The sequence below is a fragment of the Vibrio sp. Y176 genome (assembly GCF_033438945.1).
Map to the genome: position 1 here is coordinate 1 of NZ_JAWOQS010001274.1, position 503 is coordinate 503.

1 protein-coding gene is annotated in these 503 nt (G+C 40.0%); it reads left to right on the top strand.

Translation table 11 applies throughout. The annotated features are described in order from the left end of the window. On the top strand, positions 1-206 hold a 206-nt coding region (locus R7O13_RS31370), incomplete at its 5' end, for a hypothetical protein (protein WP_318305802.1). Positions 207-503: the final 297 nt, after the last annotated feature.

Consider the following 503-nt stretch of genomic DNA (forward strand, 5'->3'; position numbering starts at 1 on the left):
GCCCTACATGTGGGGTAGAAACGCATCATGTTGTGGTGTTAGTTAGAAAGAAAAGTGGCTATGAAGGCGATAAAAATCGCAACAAGAAAGAGTTCATCGCAGGCTTTCTCCAAAGTGTAGTGTTCGGCGCCTTCCTTGCTTCTATGGATGAATTTGAACGTCACTTGATCTGCGAAAACTGTGGTCGTAAAACCATTCAACAGTAACTGATAGTCTTTCTTTCTCTGCATAAGTTCATAAGTGCGGTTTGAAGCACTGGTTATTCAAATCGCATTATCCTCTTTTAGTGCTTTTGCTCTTCTTATGTTCCTCTCTCAAAAATGAGTCACATCAGTACGCATTTTAACCGCTTGGATGCAGGTAACTCACTGCTATGTATAATAAATTTTGGTGGGAAATACGTGTTTCAGCTCGATGTTTAACCTCTGTTCTATCGACACGTTTTGAGTCAGTAAACACTTAAATTTCGTTTACTTTATGTTGTACGCAGTGCAACTGTGTGA